Below are 18,866 nucleotides of genomic sequence, written 5' to 3' on the forward strand. Positions count from 1 at the left end.
ATGCTCCTTCAAGATGCCAATGATCTGTTCTTCTGAGAACCGTGACCGTTTCATTGCCTGTCTCCTTCGTTGAGGAACAGGCTAACCCAAAATCGGGAACATCTCAGGGGAGCAGGTCAGGGGCCGCAACGAGACCGGCGCTAGCGTGCTCCGATTGGGTTAGCTGACATGATTCAGCCCCTGAATACGTCAACACTCGGCCCTTTGCGGACACTCAGATTGCACGCATCGAACGACCGCTTAAGGCTCCTAATGGCGCGCTTGCTCCATGGCGCTCTCCAACTCTCGAGCCAACTCGCCATGTTCGCTCTTTCGAAGCGCTGCTAGTCGTGCAACAGCATTTTCGAGATCGAAGAATGCTTCGATAGACGACTTGTGCAGCGGATAATAAACGCTGTCACTCACGGCCCAACTACGAAGATGATTGAGGATAGAAAGAAAACCCTCATCGGTAGCGCTGTTAGACGCCACCCACTCTTTTGCCTCTTTGTCACCCGATAAGTCCCGCCACCCGAACAGGAATGTCGAAACGTCGGGCATTCCTGCGATACTCTCTTGCACATCAGCTGATGAAATCCGCCCTCTCATGATGTCCAGAAGCATATCAAGGAACTCATCAGAGAAGACCAATCGCCCAGGCTGGCTTGGTCGGTCGCCAACTTTACCATGGTCCCACATTTGGTCTCTGAAGAAGTTGCCCACAAGCCAGTTCAATGCCGTGCCTTTTTCAGCCATCTCTTTTGAGACCTTCTCGAAGGCCTCCTGGTCAACGGTCCTCAATCGAACCAACAAACGCTCGGCCACGCGCACTGCCGTGCTGGTAACGGAGAAGGCAAACGCTCGGGGCTTGTTATCGGTCGCGATGACGGAGTCCATGGTATCGGACATTGCCAGAACAATCCCACCGACGGTTTCCTTGTCCAACTTGGATACGAGGGAGTCATCGAGCCGGTCGAGAATATGCTCAAACCACGTCCTACCCGATTGACGAAGACTCCTTGCGTGATGTTCGAGGCGCGCCTTCAAAGAGGGTAAATCTGATCTCGCAAACTCAAGGAGCTGGTTGAAATCTTCATCGGACATCACCGTTTTAGGCCCTGTCAGGGCAAAGTAATAGCGGTAGTGTAGGGGGCTTCCGAGACGCTTAAGTTCAATCGCATCGCTTGCCTCCCTGAGCGAAGCCTCTGAAAACACTCGCTTTGAGGCGTCTTCATTTGCCCGAACGCCTGGAATAAACTGCTTCAAAGCCCATATCGATCGCGATGCGCCGATCTCCTCGGATGGCAGGAGCTCCTTAAGGGTTGTGCCCAAAGTTGCTTTTGAATCGTTTGTGATCGAACCGTCACCCGTGACCAATATTGATCGGACAGACAGATATTCTTCCAGCCACTTATAGAGCTTGAAGTTCGTGGTCTTGATCAGGTGAAGGCGGCAAAAATCGGGGAAATAGACATCATCGACTACGGAGGGGTAGACAAACCGTATGCCGTTAAGAGCGAGCTTTACTTCTCTCGGTGTGTTCAAGCCCATCCCCTCGCGATCCACGGCTGAGGCCAGATCCTCCAGCAGCTCGTCGTCTGGAGCTGCACCGGTAACTTCCGCAAAAATAGCTTCCGCTTCGTTTCGGAACTGTGTTCGGAGATCGAAAGGCTCTGGAAGTGGAATGGCGAAGGTTAGCTGAACGATTTTCTGCAGGAACAAGTCACCATCATGGACCTTGAGGCCTTCCTTTAGGGCTTGAGCCAAGACTTCGCGATCATAGCACATAAGATATGCGACCCGTGGGAAGTCGGCGACAGAGCGTACAAGTCGAACAACTTCAACGGCTTGCTCTGGCTCAAGTCGGTCGAGATCATCAAGAATGACAACAAAACCAACATTGAGTGCTTTGATTTTCTCTGAGATCGCCCGCTTCAGTTCTGAGGGCGTGGGCTCTCTGCTTGAAAACTGCTCAAGTGCATCACCGCCAGCTTTTAGCGCGCCTGCTGCAACATGCGCTCCGGGAATAAAGTATCCGGCCAGACTTGCGAGCGGAACCAATGTCCTTGCCGTTTTTTGGCCGTAGAGGCTGATCAAGTCTCCGACGTCACTGGCCTTCTTCCGGCTGAACTTACCTCGGATGCCTTTAACCTCGGATCTTTCCGCCTCTCTCCTTTCAAGCAAGTCTGCAATCGGCCCCAGTAACGACATCACCAAGGTAGACGAGTCACCGTTTAACCACGGAGCCACAGTTATCGTGTAGATGTCCTCAGACTCCGCCGCAGCCAGTTCCTCGCGCAGGAAGTTCAGGAGCGAGGTTTTTCCCGACCCCCAGCGACCTTCCAGCCCCACGACCATACCGCCACCTTTTGAGGCCTCAATAATTGACGGAGCGAGGCGCTTGGCCATGCCCACAAATCCAAACTGATCTTCGGATTCATCTTCAAGCGCCCGATCAGAATCTAACCCAATAGCCATGCGCCCTCTGGAATTTATATTAAAAATCAAGCACTTATGTTCTTACCGTGCGCACCAAAACCTGGAAGCCCGAACGCAATCAACGTGGCGCTACTGAAGAGATAATGTCAACTTGTATCAAACCATTCTGGATGATTAGTCGTCTGCCAAGTCATCTCATGAGAAAGGTTCACATTCTCCAAGTGGCATATTTCCTATGTGCGCATCTCGGTCATTTGCGCACTCTGCAGCGAACGGCACAGCAGGAGCCGCGTTGCCGCAAAAGTGCAGTCGGGGCCCAAATGACCGCCTCCCCAAATTGGTCGCCAGCCCGCCCCCTCACTCAAACGCCACGCCGATCTCCGTCAGGCTCCGCCAGCGGATGACCGCCGGGCGGACGCGGTCGCTCCCTTCTATCTCGATGTAGAAGGCATCCGGCACGGCGCAGATGTCGCCGAAGCGGATGCGGGCGCCGTGCGCGTTCTGGTCCAGAACGACGCCCAGAAGCATGCAGCCGCCATGGTTCCAGAAGAGCCTCGCGTGACGCGTCGCATCCTCGCGCCCGGCCGCGCGGCGGTCTGAGGGAAACGGGCTGCCTGCGTGCGCCGGTTTTCCGCCTACATGTCTTTCGCCCACGGGCCTTTTCACGTCCGACATCATCCTCGCCTCCTGGCCTCCCCCACGCCCGCAGGCGCGGCTGGCTTTTCGCCTCCATGCCCGTTCACCTCCATGCCCATCAGGCGCGCCTGACCGGCGGCAGGAGGCCCATGCGGTTCTTGCGGTACTTACGGGTTATGCAGCGAAAACCGTGCCAGAAACCTGTTTCATCGCGGGACAGGCAGGCGGAAGACCGGCAAAGAAAAAGGCCGCGGGCGATGCCGCGGCCTTCTCTCTGTGACTTTGGAAAAGATCAGTTCTTTTCCTTGTCCACCAGCTTGTTCTTGGAGATCCACGGCATCATGCCGCGCAGCTTCTCGCCAACTTCCTCGATCGGATGCTCGTCGTTCAGGCGACGGGTCGCCTTGAAGCGGGCCGCACCTGCGTGCCACTCCTGCATCCACTCGGTGGTGAAACGGCCGGACTGGATGTCGTGCAGAACGCGCTTCATCTCTGCCTTGGTCTCTGCCGTGATGATGCGCGGGCCCGTGACATACTCGCCCCACTCTGCGGTGTTGGAGATCGAGTAGTTCATGTTGGCAATGCCGCCCTCATAGATGAGGTCGACGATCAGCTTCACTTCGTGCAGACACTCGAAATAGGCCATTTCGGGAGCGTAACCGCCCTCGACCAGCGTCTCGAAGCCGGCGCGGATGAGCTCGACCAGACCGCCGCACAGAACGACCTGCTCACCGAACAGATCCGTCTCGCACTCTTCGCGGAACGTGGTCTCGATGATGCCCGAACGGCCGCCGCCAACGCCGCAGGCGTAGGACAGGCCGAGGTCCAGCGCATTGCCGGAAGCGTCCTGGTGAACGGCGACCAGGCACGGCACGCCGCCGCCCTTCTCATATTCGCCGCGCACGGTGTGGCCCGGGCCCTTCGGCGCGACCATCAGCACGTCGACGGTCTTCTTCGGCTCGATCAGGCCGAAATGCACGTTGAGGCCGTGCGCGAAGGCAATGGCCGCACCGTCGCGGATGTTCGGCGCGATCTCGGAATTGTAGATGCCGGCCTGCAGCTCGTCGGGCGTGGCCATCATCATCAGGTCGGCCCATGCAGCAGCCTCGGCCACCGACATCACCTTGAGGCCATCGGCCTCGACCTTCTTGGCGGTTGCAGAACCCGGACGCAGCGCCACGGCGATTTCCTTGGCGCCGGAATCCTTCAGGTTCAGCGCGTGCGCGCGCCCCTGGCTGCCATAACCGATAATGGCGACCTTCTTGCTCTTGATGAGATTGAGATCGGCATCGCGATCATAATACACCCGCATACTCAATTCCTTTCCTGATCCAACTGACTGTTGTTCACCTTCGACCGCCTTAGACGCTGTCGCGGCCGGTCGTCTCGTTTTTCCGCACCCCGAAAAGCACGAAAAACTGGTCCACCGCCTCTTCTGCAAGGACGGCGTAATGTTCAGGCCGGCGCACACCGGCCTCGCCCAGAAGCATGCGCACATGAAGGTCGCGCACGATCAGGCCGTATAATGTGTGATAGGCAGTTTCGCGGTCGTGATAGGCAATAAGGCCGCGCTGCCTGCCGGCCTCCAAAAGCGCGCCGGCGCGTTTATCAATACCATGCCGACCCCGCTCAATAAGAAGCGCGCCAAGCCGGCTACCTTCCCGGCTCGCCTGTCCAATGGCCAACCGGTTAAGCGCCAGCGATACATCTCCACCGAGAACCTGCAAGAGGTCATTTGCGAAATCCACCAGATGCGTGCGGAACCGGCCAAGATCCAGCCGCTCGCCGCCGTCGATCTGGGCGCGCACCTTGCTCGCCTGATGGGAGATCATGGCCGCCAGAAGACCGTCGCGGTCTCCGAACCATTTGTAGAGGCTTTCCTTGGAGCAGTTGGCCGCGCGCGCCAGCCCGGCGGTCGTCAGCGCGCGCTCGCCGCCTTCCAGCAGGAGGCCCAGCGCCTTGTCCAGAACCGCGCGCTGGCGCGGTGTGAATGTATCCTGCATTTCCGACATGTGGCGCACGAAGGTCTCTGTTCCCGTTTACGGATCGTACCGTACGGTACGGTTCTGTCATAGGGAAAAACAAAATGCAAGCCGCTTTGCCACAGGGTCCGGGGAGATTGCGCCCCTCGCCCGCCCGGCCCTGCGAAACGGCATCGGCCCCGCATCCGGCGGATACGGGGCCCAGCGATGAAGACAGGCGGTCAGGCCGGGCTCTGGCTATGAGCTTTTCAGGAAAAGCGGAAGCGCTCCACATGGATGACAGCTTCCTTCTCCCCGCGCGCGGGGAGAAGGTCCCGGCAGGGGGATGAGGGGCTGACGCGGCGCATGAAAGTCTCGCCATTTGTGGGTTCGCAGAACCTGGCGCCCGCCCCTCATCCTCACCTTCTCCCCGCTTGCGGGGAGAAGGGGGCCTTGACGGTGGGGCCTGGTCGTTTGACGGCGTGCGGCATTGGGCCGTTGGGCGGGACGGTCGGGCAGCCTCCTTCTCCCCGCGCGTGGGGAGAAAGGGGCCTTGACGGTGGGGCCTGGTCGTTTAACGGCGTGCGGCATTGGGCCGTTGGGCGGGACGGTCGGGCAGCCTCCTTCTCCCCGCGCGCGGGGAGAAGGTCCCGGCAGGGGGATGAGGGGCTGACGCGGCGCATAAAAGTCTCGCCATTTGCGGGTTCGCAGAACCTGGCGCCCGCCCCTCATCCTCACCTTCTCCCCGCGCGCGGGGAGAAGGGGCTTCAAAGTCGGCGCCCGCAATTGTCCAAGAAGAATGAATGAGAGCGTTTCGCTATGCAATGAAGAGTGGAGACCGCTGGAAGCAGGTCGTTCAGCGCCCGCACTGGCGCATCTGGCGGCCGTAATTGCTGGACATGGTGGCCGCCTTGCGGGCGGATTTCTGCATCTGCGGATTGTTGCGCCATACGCCGCGCCGATAGCCCGCATGGCCGGCATAATAGTTCAGGTAAAGGCTGTAGGCGTCGTTGAGCGCCACGCCGTTGGTGCGGTTGCTGGTCTGGTGATACCAGCCGACGAAATCCACCGCATCGGCGAAGCTGCTGCGCCGCGCCATCATATTGCCGGTCTCGCGCTTGTAGCGCTGCCAGGTGCCATCAAGCGCCTGCGAATAGCCATAGGCGCTGGAGGCGCGCTTCCACGGAATGAAGCCGAGCAGCTTGCGGCGCGGCGGGCGTGCATCGGCGTCGAAGCCGGATTCGATGCGGATGGTGGCCATCAGCACTTCCGCCGGCACGCCATATTTGCGCTCGGCGCGCTTGGCCTGCGTATACCAGCCGCCGAAAAAGCTCTGCTTCTGGTCGAACACGGTACAAACATTGTTGATGCTGCGCGGCGTCGAGGCACAGCCTGCCAACGCCAGCGCGAGCAGCACGGTCACTGCAACGATACGCATGAAAACACCTCAAAACCCACCCCATGCATAGGTCAGGGAATCCTAAGAAACCCTGTCCATGCGCGTTAACGGTCTGGGCAATGCCGTGACCATTTGCGGGCGATTTGGAGGTGGATCAGCCCTCGCAGGCGCGGATGAAGCGGCGCACGGTTTCCGCCATGCCGTATTCCAGCGCGTCGGCGGTGAGACCGTGGCCAATGGAAACCTCGCAGAGTTCCGGCATGCGGCGCGCAAGGGCCGGAAGGTTCGCCACCGTCAAATCGTGACCGGCATTGACGCCGAGCCCGTGCGCGGCAGCGGCGTCCGCCGTTTTGCCGAGCTTTTCCAGTTCGATAGCGGCCTTTGCGGAATCATCATGGCAACCGCCATAAGGGCCGGTGTAGAGCTCGATACGGTCCGCCCCGAGTACTGCCGCCGCCGGCACCTGATCGGGATCGGGGTCTGCGAAAAGCGAAACGCGAAAGCCCTGCTTCTTGAGCCGCGCGATGACGGGTTTTAGAAAACCGCCCTGCCCGGCAAAGTCCCAGCCATGGTCGGAGGTGGCCTGTGCCGGATCGTCGGGCACCAGCGTCACCTGTTCGGGCTGATGCTCTTCGACGAGCGCCAGGAATTCCTCGGTGGGAAAGCCCTCGATGTTGAACTCGCGGCCGGGAAACTCGTCATCGAGCAGCGCGCGGATCTCCGGCAGGTCGGAAAAGCGGATATGGCGCTGGTCGGGGCGCGGATGCACGGTCAGCCCGCAGGCGCCCGCTTGAAGCGCGATGCGGCCAAGCCCGATCACGCTCGGCCATGGCAGATCGCGCCGGTTGCGCAGCATGGCGACAGCGTTGAGATTGACGGAGAGTTTTGCCGGCATTGTTGCGTCCCGCTTTTCTGTTGCGCTCGATGCGTTACCATCGCTCCATACCGCGTTCGGGTCGGAACGGACAGGCCCAGATCGCGTTGTCGATACAGACAAGCCGGGTCGATAGAGGCAAGCCGGAAAGCGTCAGGAGCAGACCATGACCGTCAACGACAATCCCCCCAATGTGCGGCGCATCGAGACAGACCGCGACGACGCCTATGCCTTCGAGATCGTCGGCCACATCACGGCAGCCGACATGGAAAACCTCTACGGTCTTCTCGAAGGCGCTTATGAAGTGCACGACAAGATCGACGTGCTGGTCATCATTCACGACTATGAAGGCTTCGACTGGCATGCCGCCTTCAAGGAACAGACGATGATCGGCAAGACCAACGCACTGAAGCACATCCGCAAATATGCAGTGGCCGGCGGACCGGCCTGGATGGGCACGACCATCGCCTTTTTCCGTCCGTTCTTCTCCATGGAGATGGAGTATTTTCCCTATGAGAAGGTGGAGGACGCCTGGAATTGGCTGGGCGCGGAACCAGCCCCGCCGCCGGGCTGACCGGCATTGGCCAGTGCCCTATCGCATTTGTGCTGCGCCGGATGCGCACATCCGGCTGCAAAATGCTCTTTGATTTCCCGCATTTGTGCGACGCCGGATGGACGCATCCGGCTGCAAAATGCTTTAGCGCACGATGGTCAGGCGCTCGGAGGCACGGGTGATGGCCGTGTAGAGCCAGCGCTGGCGCGTGTCGCGGAAGGCATAGCTCTCATCAAAGAGCACCACCTCATCCCACTGCGAACCCTGCGCCTTGTGCACGGTCAGCGCGTAGCCATAGTCGAAATCGTCGTAACGCTTCTTGGTCTGCCACGGAATTTCCGCCGTGGGATCCTCGAACGCCGCCTTTAAAAGCTTGATCTTGGCCACGCCGCGATCGGGATCATCCTCTTCGGGCGAGACCAGAAGGTTGATGCCCGGCTTCACGGTCTCGCGCGACGAGGTCATCACCTTCCACAGCGAGCCGTTCAACAGCCCCTTGGCGGGATCGTTGCGCAGACACACCAGCTTGTCGCCGGCCTGCGGATAGTCGGCGTCGAACCCCTTCAGCTCGCGCAGGCGCTGATTGTAGCGGCGGCGCGTGCGGTTGGTACCGACAAGCACCTGATCGGCAGAAAGCACCAGATCCTGATCGACCTCGGCCTTTGAAATGACCCTGGCCGCACCATAATCCCCATAGGAGATATCCCGCCCCTCGCGCACATCGAGCGCAAGCTGGATGATGGGATTGTCGCGCGCCTGCCGGTGGATTTCGGTCAGGAGATGGTCCGGCTCATGCTCGGTGAAGAACCCGCCACCGGAGATCGGCGGAAGCTGGCCGGGATCGCCCAGAACGAGAATCGGCGTGCCGAAGGACAGGAGGTCGCGGCCAAGCGCCTCATCCACCATGGAGCATTCATCGATGATCACCATCGCAGCCTTGGCGATGGGGCTCTGGCGGTTGAGCGAGAAGGTGGGCGACATGGAGGTGCGTCCCGTCACCTCGTCTTCCACCTCTTCCTCGCCGCGCGGGCGATAGATCAGCGAATGGATGGTGCGGGCATTCTTGGCGCCGCGCGAGCGCAGCACCTGCGCGGCCTTGCCGGTGAACGCGGCGAACTGCACCTCGCCATCGACATGCTCTGCGAAATAGCGCGCCAGCGTGGTCTTGCCCGTTCCGGCGTAGCCGAACAGACGGAAAACCTGGGTCTGACCGGCCTTGAGCCAGCTCGCCACAGCGTTAAGCGCTGCATCCTGTTGCGGGGAGAATTCCATGCCGTCCAGAAAGCAGATTCGGCCCGAAATGAACAGGCTGCAATCACACCGGAGGCAGCAGGATCGCTCACGCCATTCGTGCCCAAACCCGTTGCAACAGTGTTGTGCGTGGTTCGACAGGCTCACCATGAGGGTGGGGTATGGGACGGCAAAACCCGTCTGAAGCATCATGGAACAAGCCTCTGACGCAAAGCCGGCCTCCCTCATGGGGAGCCTGTCGAACCACGCAAGACATCAATGCAGCAGGGCATTGAAACCGGTGTCCGCCCCCTCCCTAGCGCGTGTGCGGCGAGAGGTCCCGGCCGGGCCAGGTGGTCAGGGGCGGCTCGGGCATCACGTCTTCGCCCAGATGGCTGCTCACATAGATGATGTCGCTCCACAGCTCTTCCTCGCCCTGATCGTTCAGAACCCGCAGCATGACGAGATAGCGCTTGCGCGCCCGCACCCCGCAAACGGGCGGTGAACGCAGGCTGTAGCGCTTGCGCCAGCGCTGCACGCGCTCGCGCACCACATAATAGCCATTGCCCGCAGGGTCTTCGAAGTCGGCCTCGATGATCATGCCGTGGCGCAGATGACGGATCTCCCGCACCGCCAGATCGTAGTGAATTTCCGAAGAGTTGTGATCGATCGTGAAACCACCGCCCAGGACGGCGAGCAGCGGCTTCTCCTCGGCGCGCTCACAGGTCACCCAGCCTATGGCCAACAGCACAAGGCATATGCCAGACGTCACCAGAAACAGTCGCCAGGTAAGGGCGGCCTCGTCGAATTCCGCCATTTGCTCGCTCCGCGTTTCACGCGGGGCGCATTCAATCATATAGCCGACTAACTATCTAGCCGCAGAAATTGTGGCTGAGAGACCCGCTCACCCCGCATTTTGTGGAATGGATTGTTGTCAGCCTGCCCGCGAATGCTAGCGCATCATCGGCCATAAGGTGGCGGCGAGCGCCAGCCCCATGACGATGTTGAACCATTTAAGCCGCACGGGATCGGCCAGAAAGCCGCGCAGAACCACGCCGAACCCGGCCCAGACGGAAACGCTCGGGAAATTGACGATGACGAAGGCGAGCGCCACGAGAAGAACCGTCGCAAAAGGCGCCGTGGGGTCGGTGTAGACCGCCATGGCGGTCAGCGCCATGACCCAGGCCTTCGGATTGACCCACTGGAACGCGGCGGCCTGCAGGAACGTCATCGGCTGCGCATTGCCTTCACCGCCCTGCCCCAGCGCGCGCGACATGGCGATGCGCCAGGCGAGGTAGAGAAGATAGGCCCCGCCGGCGATTTTCAGGATCGTGTGGAGCGCGGGAAACGCCGTCAGAACAGCGCCAAGCCCGAAGCCAACCGCGAGCAGGAGCGACGCGAAGCCACCGGCAATGCCAAGCATGTGAGGGATGGTACGGCGGAAACCGAAATTCACGCCCGAGGCCAGCAACATGAAATTGTTCGGCCCCGGCGTCACCGAAGCGACGAAGGAGAAAACCAAGAGGGCAAGGAAAACGTCCGGCGACATCCGCCAACTCCCAAACGGTCGCCCGGCACAGGGGCAATTAGGTCAGTATTATTGACCTTATTTTTCCTGCGGGCAAGATACAGATCGCCCTGCCCGCAGAAAATATCCGTTCACGGAGAGGCTGCGCCTACATGCCTTCCGGGCCGCGGTTCATGGCGGCAACGCCCGTGCGGCACACTTCGACCAGGCCGAGCGGCTTCATGATGGCGATGAACTGCTCGATCTTGGAGACACGCCCCGTGATCTCGAAGATGAAGTGCTCGGTGTTGGCGTCGATCACCTGAGCGCGGAAAGCGTCTGCCAGGCGCAGCGCCTCGACGCGGTCCTCGCCCTGTCCGCGAACCTTGACCAGCGCCAGTTCACGCTCCATCGGGCGGTCATGGCCGCGCTCATCGGCGACGATGGAGAGGTCCACCACGCGGTGCACCGGAACGATGCGCTCGAGCTGATGCTTGATCTGCTGAAGCACATGGCCCGTGCCGCGCGTCACGATGGTGATGCGCGAAAGGTGGCGTTCGTGCTCGGTCTCGGAGACGGTGAGGCTGTCGATGTTGTAGCCGCGACCGGAGAACAGGCCGATCACGCGGGCAAGAACGCCCGGTTCGTTGTCGACGAGGACGGCCAGGGTGCGCGTCTCGGCAACCTGGGTTTCCTTGGTGATGAAATAGGCAGAGCCGGTGGGTTGTAGCTGCGCGTTCATTGCATGAATCTCTTTTGCAAAACCATCGTGTAACTGACTGAAAACAAAGCGTCCTGCCGCTGAGACAGGACGCCTCATAACCGTCACACCAATTGCCGGCCCTCTTCGTCGATGGCGTTGGCCACCGCCTCGTCGCTGGCCTCGTCGGGAAGCAGCATCTCGTTATGCGCCTTGCCCGACGGGATCATCGGGAAGCAGTTGGCGAGTGCGGCAACACGGCAATCGAAGATCACCGGCTTGTCGACTTCAATCATCTCGCGGATGGCGTCATCCAGCTTGCCCGGCTTGTCGCACATGATGCCGTGGCAGCCATAGGCTTCGGCCAGTTTGACGAAGTCAGGCATCGCTTCCGTATAGGAGTGCGACAGGCGGTTGCCATGCAGCAGCTGCTGCCACTGGCGCACCATGCCCATATACTGGTTGTTCAGGATGAAGATCTTGATCGGCGCATTGTGCTGCACCGCTGCACTCATCTCCTGAATGGTCATCTGCACCGACGCATCGCCTGCAATGTCGATGACCAGCGCATCGGGATGCGCGATCTGCACGCCAAGCGCCGCCGGCAGGCCGTATCCCATCGTGCCCAGACCGCCGGAGGTCATCCAGTGGTTCGGCGCATCGAAACCGAAATGCTGCGCCGCCCACATCTGGTGCTGACCGACTTCGGTCGTCACATAGACATCGCGTTCCCTGGTCAGCTCATAGAGCCGCTGGATCGCGTATTGCGGCATGATGATGTCGTCATTCGGCTTGTAGGCGAGCGAGTCGCGTGCGCGCCAGATGTCGATCTGCGTCCACCAGGGTTTGAGCGCGGCCTTGTCCGCCTTCGCGGTCGCGCGCCACAGGCGCACCATGTCTTCAAGGATACGGCCTGCATCGCCGATGATCGGCACGTCAACATGAACGTTCTTGTTGATCGAGGACGGATCGATGTCGATGTGGATCTTGCGCGAATGCGGCGCAAAGGCGTCGAGACGGCCGGTGATGCGGTCATCGAAGCGCGCACCGATGCACAGCATGACGTCGCAGTCATGCATCGCCATGTTGGCTTCATAGGTGCCGTGCATGCCCAGCATGCCGAGCCAGTTGTCGCCGGATGCCGGATAAGCGCCCAGTCCCATCAGCGTGGAGGTGATCGGGAAGCCCGTCAGATCCACCAGCTCGCGCAGCAGATGGCTCGCCTCCGGACCGGCATTGATGACGCCGCCACCCGAATAGATCACCGGCCGCTTGGCGTTGGCCATCAGTTCGATCGCCGCCTTGATCTGGTTGATGTCGCCCTGCTCCTGCGGGTGATAGCTGGTGCGCGGCGCGGTCTGCGGCGGGGTGTAGGTGCCCTTGGCAAACTGGATGTCCTTGGGAATGTCCACGACGACCGGTCCCGGGCGGCCCGTGGTCGCCACGTGGAAGGCCTCGTGAATGATCGCGGCAAGCTGGTTCACGTCCTTCACCAGCCAGTTGTGCTTGGTGCAGGGACGGGTAATGCCGACCGTGTCGCACTCCTGGAAGGCGTCCGAGCCGATCAGCGCGGTGGGAACCTGACCACTGATGCAGACGAGCGGGATGGAATCCATCAGCGCGTCCTGCAGCGGCGTCACCGCATTGGTCGCGCCGGGGCCGGAGGTCACCAGCATGACGCCGGCCTTGCCGGTGGCGCGCGCATAGCCCTCGGCTGCGTGGCCTGCTCCCTGCTCGTGACGTACAAGAATGTGCCGGACATCTTCCTGCTGGAAGAGCTCGTCGTAGATGGGAAGTACGGCGCCGCCCGGATATCCGAAAATATCCTCGACACCATTGTCCTTGAGCGCCTGCACGACGATCTCTGCACCCGTCATCTCGTTTTGGGCGGATGCGTCCGCTGCTGGCTCCGACACTGCCTTGTTCATCTTGGTCTTTCCGTTCTCTCTACCGGCGATTTGTTTAGCTGCCCAACGCCCCCAAGGAAACACCAGGCCAATAAAAAAGGCCCCCGAGGGAGCCTGTGTTTCGCGCATGGGGTGCTTTCGCCAGACAGCTACGCTGCCTTGCCCATGCGCCTTCCTACGATAAGAATGTTTCCTGTCATCATGGCTGCGCACAATAAGGTTGCTTGAACGTATCGTCAACCAGCTTGATAAGGCCAATTTGAAGAGCCCCGTTTACCCCTCCTCAACCATCCCGCGACACGCCGCCTTAACTTCGCGGCACTAGCCTTGAGCGTTAGGGATAATGGGGTGGCATGATGTTTGTGGAACGCGGAACGACGCAGGGCGAGACGACATCTCAGGAAAGGCGCGCAGCCGATCAGCCGCGCACGCGCCTGCTTGGCCATGTCGTGCATTGCGACGGCTCCCGCGCCACCATTGCCGCCGAGACCGACACCGATGACAGCGGCCAGTCCAATTACTGGACCGTCGGCAAGATGATCTCCATCAATCTCGGGGCGATCCGCACGGTCGGTCTCGTCTATGCGGTGGAGCGGCCCGAACACCGCTGGCGCGATGGCGAGGCGAACCCCATCGCGATCTCGGTCGAACTGGTCGGCGAAGTGCGCGACCGTGGCGCCGAGCCCGTGTTCGACCGCGGTATCACGGAATATCCGCATATCGGCGCCCCCGCCCACCGCATCCGCTCGCGCGACCTGCAGGCGGTCTACGATCTGGCCGGCCGCCAGCAGGCCGTGATCGGCAAGCTGTCGCAGGACGAAAGCATCGATGCCTGTATTGCGGTGGATGACACGCTGAACCGCCATTTCGCAGTGGTCGGCACCACCGGTGTCGGCAAATCGTCGGCCGTATCGCTTCTTCTGCGCAAGACCATCGCCTCACGCCCGGATCTGCGCGTGCTCATTCTCGACCCGCACAATGAATTCGCCTCCGCCCTGCCGGAATACGCGGTGCGCATCGACACCAACACGCTGGACCTGCCGTTCTGGTTGTTTCGCCTTGAAGAACTGGTGGAAGTGCTTTTCCGGGGCCGCGAGCCGGTGACGGAAGAGGTGGAACTGCTGCGCGAGATCATTCCCGCTGCCAAGCATCTCTACCGCAATCCGGGAAGCGCTGCCTCGCTGCGACGGTCAAACGACACGGGCGGGCTGACGGCGGACACGCCGGTCCCCTACCGCATGGCCGATGTGCTGAAGGAAATCGAGGAGCGCACCGGCCAGCTTGCCAACAAGTCCGACCGGCCGATCTATCGCAGCCTGCGCACACGCATCGAGGCTGCCCAGAACGATCCGCGTTACCGTTTCATGTTCGCCTCGCGCCTCATCGAGGATTCGATCCACGAAACGATCGGCAGGCTCTTCCGCATCCCCAGCCACGGCAAGACGGTGACCTGTTTCGAAATGGCCGGCATGCCGCCGGAGGTGGTCAATTCCGTCTGCTCGGTCATGGCCCGCCTCGCCTTCGACCTGGCGCTGTGGAGCAATGGAAAGCTCAACCTTCTGGTCGTCTGCGAGGAAGCACACCGCTACATGCCCGCCGATCCGCGCCTGGGCTTTGCGCCGACGCGCCATGCGCTCGCACGCATCGCCAAGGAAGGCCGCAAATATGGCTGCTATCTCGGTGTGGTGACACAGCGCCCGGGCGAACTCGACCCGACGGTCCTGTCGCAGTGCTCCACCGTGTTCGCCATGCGGCTCGCCAACGATCAGGACAAGGCGATCATCCGTTCGGCAATCGCGGACTCCTCTGCGTCCATGCTGTCATTCCTCTCGGCCATGGGCCGGCGCGAAGCCATCGCCTTTGGCGAGGGTGTCGCGACGACCATGCGCATGAAGTTCGAACAACTGCCGGCGCATGCGCTTCCGGGCCAGCGGGACGATGCGAAGAAGAAGGCGTCGCGCCCCGAAGACATCGACAATGACGTGGATCTCGCCTCGATCGTGGCAAATCTGCGCGATGCCGGCCGCTCCATGCGCTCGCAGGTGCAGTCGCCACCGGATATCGGCTCGCCCGTCCCCGCAGACATGCAGGCCGGCGACCGCGACTACCGGCCCCGGCCGGCAAGGACGCCTGTTCAGCCCGAGACCTTCGAACAATGGTCCCGGCCGTCCGACGATTACGCGCGTCCGGCGAGCTACACAGTGCCGTCGCGCAGCCATTTCGGAAACCGCTAGCGCTCTTCATTTTTTCAGTGCACGGCTCATGAAGGTTCCGGCAAGCTGCCGGAGCCGGACGCCACGCATGCGGTAGCGCGCCACGCGCCAGCGCAGCGTTCAGCTCTTTCAGTTGAGCGTAGGGAAGTGTCGCCTCTCAGGCGCAGACGCGGTTGCGGCCCAGGCGTTTGGCCTCATAGAGCATCTTGTCGGCGCGACGGTAGAATTCCTCAGCCGATTCCCGCCCGTCCCAGATGGACAGGCCGACGCTGATCGTCACCCGGATGTTCACATTGCTCGCTTCGATCAACAGCTGTGACACGGCGCGGCGAATGCGCTCGGCAAGCTTGACCAGAGATTCATTGTTCATGTTCGGCGCGACCACGGCAAATTCCTCGCCGCCCATGCGCGCGACCACATCATGATAGCGGGTCAGGTCTTTCAGGCAGCGCGCCACTTCGCGCAACACATCGTCGCCCACATCGTGACCATGCGTGTCGTTGACCTGCTTGAAATGATCGAGATCGAGAACCATCAGGCCGACCGGCTTTTCGATGCGGCGGAACTCCTGAAGATATTCGCGCAGCGCATCATCGAAGAAGCGCCGGTTCTGCATGCCTGTCAGGCTGTCGGTCAGGGCGGCGTGCTGGAGCGATTCCGAACGGGCGCTGAGCGTTTCCGTCATGGCCCGTAACTTCCCCTCCTCGCGCACCTGGGTGCGGATCAGCGGATAGATGAAGAAGATGCCGAAAATGATGGCGGTCGCCAGAAGGACGCCGGTGACGAACAGAATCTGGATAAAACTCTTCAGATCCTGCGGAGCCGGAAAAATGCTGATGTCGGAGCGTAAAAGCCAATAGGCGTAGGCAAGCAGGGCACCCGCGCCCAGCACCAGCAAAATGAAAACAAAGAACGCGGATTCCGCTTTGTGGAAACGCATGCCTGCCCCGAATGACACCCTTTATCGCCTTCTCGCACAGTCTCACTTACGCAAGGTTAATCTCCACAGGCGGAATGCTTCTATTCCGCCGGTTTGGCGCTCGCCTGAAGAACCCCGGCAAGACTTCGCGGAAGCGCGTTTTCCGAAGAAAGCGGCACACGGAGCCAGTCTTCGCCAAGCTGGTTGCGGAACCAGGTGCCCTGGCGTTTGGAATAGCGCCGCGTGGCGGTTTTCGCCCGCTCGATTGCGTCTTCCAGCGTGCATTCATTGGCGAGACAGGCTGCCAGTTCGGGCACGCCAATGGCTTTCATCGCCGGCAGTTCGGGTGGCAGATCAAGCGCCAGTAGCGCCTTCACCTCTTCCAGAGCGCCCTCTTCCACCATGCGGTCGAAGCGCTGGCCGATGCGCTGCCTGACAAATTCGCGTTCCGGCTCCAGAACAATGCAGCGGCTGGATGCCCGGTCGACCAGCGGCGGCGTGTTTTCCTGCTGCCAGGCGCTCAGCGGACGCCCCGAAGCCTCGAAAACCTCGAGCGCGCGGGTGATGCGCTGCGCATCTCCCGTGCCTATGGCGGAAGCGGCGTCAGGGTCGCGCTCGGCCAGAAGCCCGTGCAGCGCCTCCGGCCCGTCTTTCTCCATGCGCTGACGCCAGTGCCGGCGCACCGCATCGGGCACCGGCGGCACCGGCGCAATGCCTTCCAGAAGCGCGCGGAAATAAAGCCCCGTACCACCCACGAAGACAGGGCGCTTTCCTTCAAGCGCGCCGCTCTCGACAAGCTTCGCCACATCGTCGAGCCACGCGCCGGTTGAATAGGCGACCGATGGCGACACATGCCCATAGAGAAAGTGCGGCGCGCGTTTCAGATCTTCGGCAGAGGGCCGCGCGGTCAGGCGCGAAAGCACGTCATAGACCTGCATGGAATCGGCGTTGATCACCACCCCGCCCGTTTCCTGCGCAAGCGCCAGCGCCAGAGCGGACTTGCCGCTGGCAGTCGGCCCCGCTATCAGGATCGCATTATTCAACATGCCCGCCGCTCACTATTCCGGAAACGCTCATGTCCCTCGTCGCCACACTCATCTCTCATCCGGCAAAGCGCGCTCTCACGCCCGCGGTTGCGACTATGGCCATGGAGGCGCTCGATGCAAGCGCCATCGACTGGCTGGGTGAAAACCTGGCCTGCGACATCGCCCTGGCCCCCGGTTCCGATCCCGCAGAGGCCGAAGCACGCCTGCGCACGGCACTGGCCGGTGCGCCCATCGATGTCGCGGTGCAGAAAACCGACAACCGGCGCAAGAAGATGCTGATCGCCGACATGGATTCCACCATGATCGATCAGGAGTGCATTGATGAACTGGCAGCCGAGCTTGGTCTGAAGGACGCCGTTGCCGGCATCACACGGCGCGCGATGAATGGCGAGATCGCCTTCGAGCCGGCGCTGGAAGAGCGCGTCGGGCTCTTAAAAGGCCTGCCGCTCAACGTCATCGACAGCGTGATCGAAAAGCGCATCACGCTCGCATCCGGCGGCCCGGCGCTCGTCGCCACGATGAAAGCCGCAGGCGCATTCACCGCCCTCGTCTCGGGCGGGTTCGAACAGTTCACCGGGCCGGTCGGCGCAAAACTCGGCTTCCACACGCAGCAGGCCAACCATCTTTTGACCGATGGTGACCGGCTGAGCGGCGAGGTCAAGAAGCCCATTCTGGGGCGGGAGGCAAAGGCCGTCGCGTTAAACCGCTTTGCCGCAGAACACGGCCTGACGCCGGACGATGTGCTGGCCGTGGGTGACGGCGCCAACGATCTCGACATGCTGGTTCTGGCCGGCCTCGGCGTTGCCCTCCACGCCAAGCCCGCAGTTGCGGAACAGGCGCGGGTGCGCATCGACCATGGCGACCTCACCGCACTTCTCTTCCTGCAGGGCTATCGCGAAGCGGACTTCGTCACATGACGCTTCTTGAGACCGAGCGCCTGATCCTGCGCAACTGGGGCGAGGAAGACCGCGCCTTCTTCCACCACATCAACTCCGATGAGACGATCATGGAGTTCTTCCCCTATCGTCGCAGCCGCGAGGACGCCGACGCAGCGATGGATTTCATCCGCGATGGCATCGAACAGAACGGTTTCGGCTTTGCAGCGGTGGAACTGAAGGAAACCGGCGACCTTATCGGCTTTGTTGGGCTGCACCGCCCGCGCGGGCTCTCCAACCTGCCCGAAGACGCCATCGAGATCGGCTGGCGTCTGGCACCGGAATTCTGGGGCAAGGGCTATGTCACGGAGGCTGCGCGCGCATGGCTTGCCCATGGTTTCGAAACGCTCGGCCTTGATGAAATCGTTTCATTTGCGGTTGCCGGCAATGAGCGCTCCACCGCCGTCATGCGCCGCATCGGCATGCGCCACGACGCAGCTGACGATTTCGACCATCCCGCCGTGCCCGACACGCACCGCGGGCTGAAGCGCCACGTGCTCTACCGCCTGTCCCGCGCGGACTGGAAAGCCCGGCAGGCATAGCCGGCACTTTTCTCCCCAAAGACAAG

17 protein-coding genes are annotated in these 18,866 nt (G+C 61.4%); 4 read left to right on the forward strand and 13 right to left on the reverse strand.

What is annotated here, in order from left to right:
* Window positions 1-249 precede the first annotated feature (249 nt).
* The 6 genes from JYP46_RS11020 to JYP46_RS11045 form a co-directional block, all read right to left on the reverse strand.
* On the reverse strand, window positions 250-2,457 hold the full coding sequence (locus JYP46_RS11020; RefSeq protein WP_206548115.1) for a KAP family P-loop NTPase fold protein: 2,208 nt from the start codon (window positions 2,455-2,457) through the stop codon (window positions 250-252).
* Window positions 2,458-2,775: 318 nt separating this feature from the next.
* Window positions 2,776-3,093, reverse strand: coding sequence for a hypothetical protein (locus JYP46_RS11025; RefSeq protein ID WP_206548116.1), 318 nt, complete (start codon window positions 3,091-3,093; stop codon window positions 2,776-2,778).
* A 253-nt stretch (window positions 3,094-3,346) separates the two neighbouring features.
* On the reverse strand, window positions 3,347-4,366 hold the full coding sequence (gene ilvC / locus JYP46_RS11030; RefSeq protein WP_206548117.1) for a ketol-acid reductoisomerase: 1,020 nt from the start codon (window positions 4,364-4,366) through the stop codon (window positions 3,347-3,349).
* A gap of 49 nt (window positions 4,367-4,415) precedes the next feature.
* On the reverse strand, window positions 4,416-5,066 hold the full coding sequence (locus JYP46_RS11035) for a TetR/AcrR family transcriptional regulator (RefSeq protein ID WP_206548118.1): 651 nt from the start codon (window positions 5,064-5,066) through the stop codon (window positions 4,416-4,418).
* Window positions 5,067-5,871: 805 nt separating this feature from the next.
* Window positions 5,872-6,453, reverse strand: a complete 582-nt coding sequence (locus tag JYP46_RS11040) for a transglycosylase SLT domain-containing protein (RefSeq protein ID WP_113155593.1) — start codon at window positions 6,451-6,453, stop codon at window positions 5,872-5,874.
* Between the two features lie 115 nt (window positions 6,454-6,568).
* A complete protein-coding gene (locus tag JYP46_RS11045; RefSeq protein ID WP_206548119.1) occupies window positions 6,569-7,309 on the reverse strand; it encodes a pyridoxine 5'-phosphate synthase in 741 nt (246 codons plus the stop codon).
* A gap of 145 nt (window positions 7,310-7,454) precedes the next feature.
* Here JYP46_RS11045 and JYP46_RS11050 point away from each other — a divergent pair, with 145 nt between their 5' ends.
* The gene (locus JYP46_RS11050; RefSeq protein ID WP_206543858.1) at window positions 7,455-7,862 is read left to right on the forward strand and encodes a SpoIIAA family protein; all 408 of its coding nucleotides are present in this window, start codon (window positions 7,455-7,457) and stop codon (window positions 7,860-7,862) included.
* 123 nt (window positions 7,863-7,985) lie between these two features.
* Here JYP46_RS11050 and JYP46_RS11055 read toward each other — a convergent pair whose 3' ends face one another.
* From JYP46_RS11055 to JYP46_RS11075, 5 genes are all read right to left on the reverse strand, one after another.
* A complete protein-coding gene (locus JYP46_RS11055) occupies window positions 7,986-9,113 on the reverse strand; it encodes an ATP-dependent DNA helicase (RefSeq protein ID WP_206543859.1) in 1,128 nt (375 codons plus the stop codon).
* 274 nt (window positions 9,114-9,387) lie between these two features.
* Complete coding sequence (locus JYP46_RS11060) at window positions 9,388-9,888, reverse strand: hypothetical protein (RefSeq protein WP_113155597.1); 501 nt, start codon at window positions 9,886-9,888, stop codon at window positions 9,388-9,390.
* A 135-nt stretch (window positions 9,889-10,023) separates the two neighbouring features.
* Window positions 10,024-10,620: a LysE family translocator gene (locus tag JYP46_RS11065; protein WP_206543860.1), complete on the reverse strand. Its 597-nt coding sequence runs from the start codon at window positions 10,618-10,620 to the stop codon at window positions 10,024-10,026.
* Window positions 10,621-10,747: 127 nt separating this feature from the next.
* Window positions 10,748-11,320: an acetolactate synthase small subunit gene (gene ilvN / locus JYP46_RS11070; RefSeq protein WP_113155599.1), complete on the reverse strand. Its 573-nt coding sequence runs from the start codon at window positions 11,318-11,320 to the stop codon at window positions 10,748-10,750.
* Between the two features lie 83 nt (window positions 11,321-11,403).
* On the reverse strand, window positions 11,404-13,206 hold the full coding sequence (locus tag JYP46_RS11075) for an acetolactate synthase 3 large subunit (protein WP_113155600.1): 1,803 nt from the start codon (window positions 13,204-13,206) through the stop codon (window positions 11,404-11,406).
* A 335-nt stretch (window positions 13,207-13,541) separates the two neighbouring features.
* Here JYP46_RS11075 and JYP46_RS11080 point away from each other — a divergent pair, with 335 nt between their 5' ends.
* Entirely contained in the window at window positions 13,542-15,419 is a 1,878-nt protein-coding gene (locus tag JYP46_RS11080; RefSeq protein ID WP_206548298.1) for an ATP-binding protein, read from the forward strand.
* Window positions 15,420-15,555: 136 nt separating this feature from the next.
* Here JYP46_RS11080 and JYP46_RS11085 read toward each other — a convergent pair whose 3' ends face one another.
* Window positions 15,556-16,338 carry a GGDEF domain-containing protein gene (locus tag JYP46_RS11085; RefSeq protein ID WP_113155601.1) on the reverse strand — a complete coding sequence of 261 codons (783 nt, stop codon included), beginning with the start codon at window positions 16,336-16,338 and terminating at the stop codon, window positions 15,556-15,558.
* 80 nt (window positions 16,339-16,418) lie between these two features.
* A complete protein-coding gene (gene miaA / locus JYP46_RS11090; RefSeq protein WP_206548120.1) occupies window positions 16,419-17,363 on the reverse strand; it encodes a tRNA (adenosine(37)-N6)-dimethylallyltransferase MiaA in 945 nt (314 codons plus the stop codon).
* A 29-nt stretch (window positions 17,364-17,392) separates the two neighbouring features.
* On the opposite strand from miaA, the gene serB reads away from it, so the two are divergent.
* Together serB and JYP46_RS11100 are read left to right on the forward strand one after the other, a co-directional pair.
* Window positions 17,393-18,280 carry a phosphoserine phosphatase SerB gene (serB, locus tag JYP46_RS11095; RefSeq protein ID WP_206548121.1) on the forward strand — a complete coding sequence of 296 codons (888 nt, stop codon included), beginning with the start codon at window positions 17,393-17,395 and terminating at the stop codon, window positions 18,278-18,280.
* Window positions 18,277-18,840 carry a GNAT family N-acetyltransferase gene (locus JYP46_RS11100; RefSeq protein ID WP_206548122.1) on the forward strand — a complete coding sequence of 188 codons (564 nt, stop codon included), beginning with the start codon at window positions 18,277-18,279 and terminating at the stop codon, window positions 18,838-18,840. Before serB ends, JYP46_RS11100 begins: the two co-directional genes overlap by 4 nt.
* Window positions 18,841-18,866: the final 26 nt, after the last annotated feature.

Source organism: Nitratireductor aquimarinus (genome assembly GCF_017255295.1).
GTDB lineage: Bacteria > Pseudomonadota > Alphaproteobacteria > Rhizobiales > Rhizobiaceae > Nitratireductor > Nitratireductor aquimarinus.